At 60.2% G+C, this 6,252-nt stretch carries 4 protein-coding genes; 3 read left to right on the top strand and 1 reads right to left on the bottom strand.

The window, feature by feature from the left end; genetic code table 11:
• Window positions 1-2: 2 nt before the first annotated feature.
• Window positions 3-1,184, bottom strand: coding sequence for a KpsE/RkpR family capsule polysaccharide export protein (locus MN188_RS10410; protein ID WP_242108934.1), 1,182 nt, complete (start codon window positions 1,182-1,184; stop codon window positions 3-5).
• Window positions 1,185-1,298: 114 nt separating this feature from the next.
• On the opposite strand from MN188_RS10410, the gene MN188_RS10415 reads away from it, so the two are divergent.
• From MN188_RS10415 to MN188_RS17715, 3 genes are all read left to right on the top strand, one after another.
• Window positions 1,299-2,090, top strand: coding sequence for an ABC transporter permease (locus MN188_RS10415; RefSeq protein WP_242108935.1), 792 nt, complete (start codon window positions 1,299-1,301; stop codon window positions 2,088-2,090).
• 4 nt (window positions 2,091-2,094) lie between these two features.
• A complete protein-coding gene (locus MN188_RS10420) occupies window positions 2,095-3,078 on the top strand; it encodes a glycosyltransferase (protein WP_242108937.1) in 984 nt (327 codons plus the stop codon).
• Window positions 3,079-3,493: 415 nt separating this feature from the next.
• Window positions 3,494-6,252 (top strand): calcium-binding protein (locus MN188_RS17715; protein WP_242108939.1); only part of this gene is annotated, 2,759 nt, incomplete at its 3' end.

The raw sequence follows: 6,252 nt of genomic DNA on the forward strand, positions 1-6,252 counted from the left end.
TCTCAGCGCCTGTCACGCACACTGTAGTAAACCATCGTCAGCGTCGCCCACAGGCCGAACAGGAACGCCGCCAGGGTGAACAGGATCACCTCGCGCTGCGGATATTCCGCAGTTTCCGCAAGCGTCGGTTCGACATAGGCCGCCAGGTATCGCGATTTTCGCAGGGCCTCGGCACGGGCCGTGTCGAACGCGGCCAGCGCGCCCAGATAAGCAGTCTCGGCAAACTGGCGGTCCACCGCCAGGCTTTCATATTCACCCACAAGGGTCGCATAGGCGCCGTTCGGCGTGCCTTCGGCGGTCGAGAACTGCGCACGTTCCTCGACGATCCGGGCTTCGATCACATGCACCCGGCGCTCGGCCCGTTCGACCCGTGGATCGCCCGAACGGGTCGTTTCGTTCAGAATGTCCAGATCGATCTGCGCCGCCGCCAACTGCTCTTGCAGACTGTTGAGCAGGCCCATCCGCCCCAAGATGTCCGCTTCGGGGTCCAGCATTTGGGTGCGCAACCGGAACTCGGCCATTGCCAACCGTGCCAGCCGCAGCCGTTCGACCGCCAACTCCAACTCGGACGCCGCATAACGCGTCGCGTCCTCGCGCGCGATGGCGGACAGGTTGTTGATCAGCGCGGTGCTTTCTTCGAACACCGCCTGGCCGATCCGCTGTGCATCTTCGGGCTGAAACGCCGTCACCCGCAGCTCGATCAACCCCGAGGACGGGTCGTAATACACCTTCACCATGCGGTTCCAATAGGTCAGCAGAGCTTCGATCGAACCAGTCGGGTCCAACCCGAAAACAGGATCCGACGGGGCGGCATAGATTTTGCGCAGGTTCAGTCGCTCATCCACAAGTCGCACAAGACGCTGGCTGCGGATGAACTCATACAAGATGTCGGTGTCACTGCCGGAGGAGCTGCCGCTCAAATCGGTGATGCCACCCAGAATTTCGACCGGTGAACTGACCTCCTCAGTGCGCACCGCAAATCCCATGGTCGAGGCATATTGATCCTGCGCCACGAAATAGAGGTAGCCGACAGCGGCGATCAGCGGAAAGCAGACGAACAGGTAGAAGGACAAAAGCAAACGGCGGTGGCGTTTGTGCATCCGCGCGGGCCGCGCCGCGGGTCGGACCGGTGGGACGCTGCCCGGATCGACCATGTCCCCTTGAGGTGTGCCCACGTGCTTCATCAACTGCCCCAACTTATCGAATTCTTAACCGAAAGGTTGCCTACTGCGAGCCTAACGCCGGACTTCCCAAGGCAAGGTTAACGCGCCCGGGTTCACAGGATGAAAAGGCATCGCATGAACACAAACACACCGTTGAAGGCCATCCCGCACAAAACCGGACGGACGATCCTGGCCCTGATGCTGCGCGAGATGTCGTCGACCTATGGGCGCAGTGTGGCGGGGTATTTCTGGGCGTTGGCCGAACCGGTCGGTGGCATTGCAATGATGACAATCCTGTTTTCGCTGGCCCTGACCGCGCCCGCGCTTGGGGACAATTTCCCGCTTTACTATGCGTCCGGTTTCTTGCCCTTCATCCTTTATAGCGAACTGGCCAACAAGGCGGGGCAATCGGTGCGATTCTCCAAGCCGCTGCTCTTTTACCCCGGCGTCACCTATATCGATGCGATCCTTGCGCGGGTGACGTTGAATGCGCTGACGCAGATCATGGTGTTCGTGATTGTCGTGGCAACGATCATCGTCGGGTTCCAGATCGATGTGATCCTGGACGTACCAGCCATTGCGACGGCCTTCGCGATGGCGCTGGCGCTGGCGTTAGGGATTGGCACTCTGAACTGCTATCTCAACTGGCGATTGCCGTCATGGGAACGGATCTGGGTCATCATCAACCGCCCGCTATTCCTGATGTCCTGCGTTTTTTTCAATTTTGAAACGGTTCCGCAACCTTTTCAGGATTACCTGTGGTTCAACCCACTGATCCATGTCGTCGGCCAGATGCGACGCGGAATCTATGCAACCTATGACGCGGAGTATGTGTCGTTGAGCTATTGCTTCGGCCTGGCCGGACTGTGTCTACTTTTTGGCCTGTTGCTTTTGGGAAGATACCACCGCGACATCGTGAACGGATGATGCCATGACGATTCACCCGGCACTTGCCCCATTCCTGGCAATCAAACCCACCGCCCGACTGCATCTGCGGATCCTCATGGGCACCCACAACGGGGCCTCAACCTTGGCCGCACAGCTCAACAGCTTCGCCGCACAGGAGCATGAAAACTGGTCACTTTGGGCAAGTGATGATCAGTCGACCGATAGAACGGTTGATGAACTTCGGCGCTTTGCCCAAGCGCACCCGGGACGTGATATTCGCATTCTGAATGGGCCGGGCGCGGGGCTTGCCGCAAATTACCTGTCACTTCTGTGCCATCCCGACCTGCCGCCCGGACCGGTTGCCCTATCGGATCAAGATGATGTCTGGCTACCCGGCCGCCTGACCCGTGCTTTGGCCGCGATCGAAGCTGCCGAGGCCAAAGCGTCCGCAGGCACTCCAGTTCTCTATGCCAGCCGAACGATTTTGACCGACCAGATCCTGGCCCGGAAACGGCGATCTGCGCGCCTTCGTCGCCCGCCGGAGTTCGCGAATGCCCTGGTGCAGAACGTCATGTATGGCAACACCTTGGTTTTGAACCGCGCCGCGCTTGACTTGGTGCGTCGGGCCGGTGTGCAGACCGGGTTGTCGTTTCATGACTGGTGGCTGTATCTGCTGATTTCCGGCGCGGGGGGCATTTTGATCCACGACCAGACGCCCGGCGTTCTGTACCGGCAGCATGGCAAGAACGCACTGGGGGGGCATCGCGGCGTGGTCACCGGGCTGACCCGGCTGCACAGCCTGTTGCGAGGCGGCTACGGCGACTGGATCTCCCGAAACCTTGCGGCCTTGAATGCACAACGCGCTCTGCTGACACCTGAGAGCCGCGCCCGCTTGGACGCCTTGGCCAGGTGTCAGGCGAATTCACCAATGCAACGCCTGATCGCGCTGTGCAACGCAGGAGCGTACCGGCAAACCCGGCTTCAATCTGCCCTGATCTACCTTGCGGTGCTCTTGCGACGGCTCTGAAGCCATACCCGGATCAGTCGCAATATCCGCCGCCGTGAACAAGCTGGTGGCAAAACGGGCAAGCGCGGTTGACGGCAAACCTTCCGCGCGGTCATGAACAACGACACGGCGGATATCGCTCTGTTCTTTCTTGCCAGCTCAGACGGTCTTCCATGCCAGCTGCGCCTTCAAATTTCAGGATATTGACAAGGTGAAGCCCACCCGCGTCTTTCTGAGCCCGCCCCACGGCCCTTTACTTACACGCCCATCTCCTACGTTTTCACGAACGCTCGTAATACAACGCGGCCCTCCGCATTGCTTGGATTGAATCAATCCGCCTCTTTCTGACCTTATTCACAAAAGCGCCCGTTAACGAATTCACAGCATTCTGAACCCCAGAAAACGCGGGGGCGCGTAAGAGGGAAAGGGTCGCGGGGTGAGTGGGATTACCTTTGTGAAAACCCATGTCGGGTCAGGATTGAATCACGCCGCAGGAGTGACGGATCTTGAGATCCACTGGGAAGGTGAAACGGCTATGCTGTATTCGACGACGGGCGCCGAAGGTGGTGGAACGTCGTTCGAGGTCACCGGCGATGGTGCGGCCCAGATGTGTGACGAAATTGCCTTTACGTCCAGCCAGCTCACCTCTGGCAACGCGCAGATCGAGATATTGAGCGACGCGACCGACACTTATTTCGTCAGCTTCGGCGGGATGGACACGCAATTGAGTGGGCACGCCATCACCGCCTCGGGCGATTTCCAACCCGTCGACAGCCTGGCTTGGAGCGGCAGCGGCGCTGGCGGGCGTATGTCCACCATCGAAGCCGTCGAGATCAGCGGGACAACCTATGTCTACACCGCCAACATCGCCCGCGCGGGGTTGTCCGAATACGAACTGGGTGACAACCGCCAACTTCAGATCAAGACCGACATGACGTCGATGGCAGAATTACCGGAAGGCATAGACATCGTCGATTTTGCCACGATCGAGGTGGGCGGAACGACATATCTTCTGGCCGCGTCAAATCTGCATCAGGGCGTCGTGAGCTATGAGCTCGGCCCGAACGGGCACCCGATCCAACGTGACACTTTGGGTGCGGCAGACGGCGTTGGGATCTCTTCCCCCACGGCGGTGGAATGTGCTGAGTTCGGCGGTGTTTCCTTCGTCGTGATCGCCGCAGCCGGGTCCTCGTCGTTGACCGTCCTGCAAGCGCACCCGGACGGCTCCCTGCTTCCGGTGGACCATATCATCGACAATCTTAACACTCGGTTCGACGGTGTGACCGAACTTGAAATCGTCGAAGTCGAAGGCCGCGTCTATGTGTTGGCCGGTGGGGCAGATGACGGGATAAGCCTGTTTGTGCTGGGGCCGAACGGACAATTGATCCACGTCGACACACTTTCCGATGACATGTCAACGGCGATGCAGAATGTCTCGGCCTTAGCAGCCGAAGCCGTGGGCGGTGCGATCCAGATCTTTGCCACCAGCGAAAGCGAAGAGGGCATCACCCAGCTGCGATTCAACCCCGGCAACATCGGCCAGACCGTCGGTGGCGACGCCGGAGGCGAGGTCTTCACGGGCACCAGCGCGGATGATCTGTTCGACGGCGCCGGTGGGGACGACATTCTGAACGGTGGTGGTGGCGACGACATTCTGATCGACGGTGCAGGCCAGGACATTCTGACCGGAGGCACCGGGGATGACGTGTTCGTCCTGGTCGCGGATGGAAACCACGATGTGATCACCGATTTCGACCCGACCCGGGACACGCTGGACCTGACCGGCTTCAACATGCTCTATGACATCTCGCAACTGACGATCACGCTGACCGGCTATGGTTGTGATATCCAGTTCCGCAACGAGGGGATCGAGATCCACTCGGCAAACGGTCAGCCGCTGACAGCGGGTGATTTCCAAACCACTGACATGTTATTTCTAGACCGCCCTCCGGCGGTCTATGAATACATGCCTCTGACGCTGTCCGGGTCTTCAGGCGCCGACACGCTTGAAGGTCGTAAGGGGGACGATACCCTGTTTGGCGAAGGTGGGAATGACGTTCTGATCGGGGGAGAAGGAAGTGACTATATCGACGGCGGGAGCGGAAAGGACACGGCAAGTTATGCGGGCGCCACGACTGGAGTTCAGGTGTCACTTGCTGACGGAACCAGCACCGGTGGTGCGGGCGGGGATACCCTTGTCGCTGTCGAAAGCCTGATCGGCTCTGGTCACGGGGACTCTCTGAACGGCGACCACAAAGACAACGAGATATCCGGCGGCCAGGGAAACGATGTGCAGAACGGAGGCGGTGGCAACGACACCTTGAACGGCGACGACGGCAACGACCAATTGAACGGCGAAGAGGGGAATGATCAGCTCAACGGCGGCACCGGTAACGACATCTTGAATGGCGGAAAAGGGGCGGATGTTCTGAACGGCGGCGATGGCGTCGACACGGCCAGCTATGCGGGCGAAACATCGGCGATCACGGTCAATCTGGGCAACGGTTTCGGGTCCGGCGCGGCGACAGGCGATAGCTGGATCGCGATCGAAAACATATCCGGCACGACCCACGCCGATACCCTGTTTGGCAATGCCGTCGACAACGTTTTGTCTGGTGGGGATGGCGGCGACATTTTGAGCGGTGGCGGTGGGGCGGACACGCTGTATGGCAATACGGGTCAGGATGTTCTTTTTGGCGGTGCTGGTGCGGATATTTTGGTTGGCGGGGCTGGCGATGACGTTCTGGACGGCGGGGCGTCGACGGATCAGTTGATGGGGGGTGCCGGGGCCGACGTGATGGACGGGGGTGAGAACTCGGACGTGATGTTGGTGGATGGCACCGACATTGTGACGGACACCGGCGGCGTCGGCTATGACAAGGCGCAGATCATCGACGCTGCGGGCGCGACCCTGGACCTGTCAGCCTGGAGCGGGGTCGAGCGGGTGAACGGCCACACCGGCGACGACGTGATCGACGCTGGCGGCTATGGTGCCGGTTTGCTTTTGTTCGGCGCGGGCGGCGACGATACGCTGACTGGCACCGACCAGATCGACGTGTTGATCGGCGGCACGGGCAACGACACGCTGAACGGCGGCGCGGGTAACGACTGGCTGCTAGGCAGCACCGGCGATGACGTGATGGACGGGGGCGACGGCAGCGACGTCATGTTCATTGGCGAAAGCGGCGACGCGGT

It is taken from the genome of Aliiroseovarius subalbicans, assembly GCF_022678625.1.
GTDB classification, from domain to species: domain Bacteria; phylum Pseudomonadota; class Alphaproteobacteria; order Rhodobacterales; family Rhodobacteraceae; genus Aliiroseovarius_A; species Aliiroseovarius_A subalbicans.

Excerpts from the sequence above, each read along its gene's own strand:
- MN188_RS10415 (WP_242108935.1), top strand. The coding sequence starts at position 1,299 with ATGAACACAAACACACCGTTGAAGGCCATCCCGCACAAAACCGGACGG.
- MN188_RS10410 (WP_242108934.1), bottom strand. The coding sequence starts at position 1,184 with ATGAAGCACGTGGGCACACCTCAAGGGGACATGGTCGATCCGGGCAGC.
- MN188_RS10420 (WP_242108937.1), top strand. The coding sequence starts at position 2,095 with ATGACGATTCACCCGGCACTTGCCCCATTCCTGGCAATCAAACCCACC.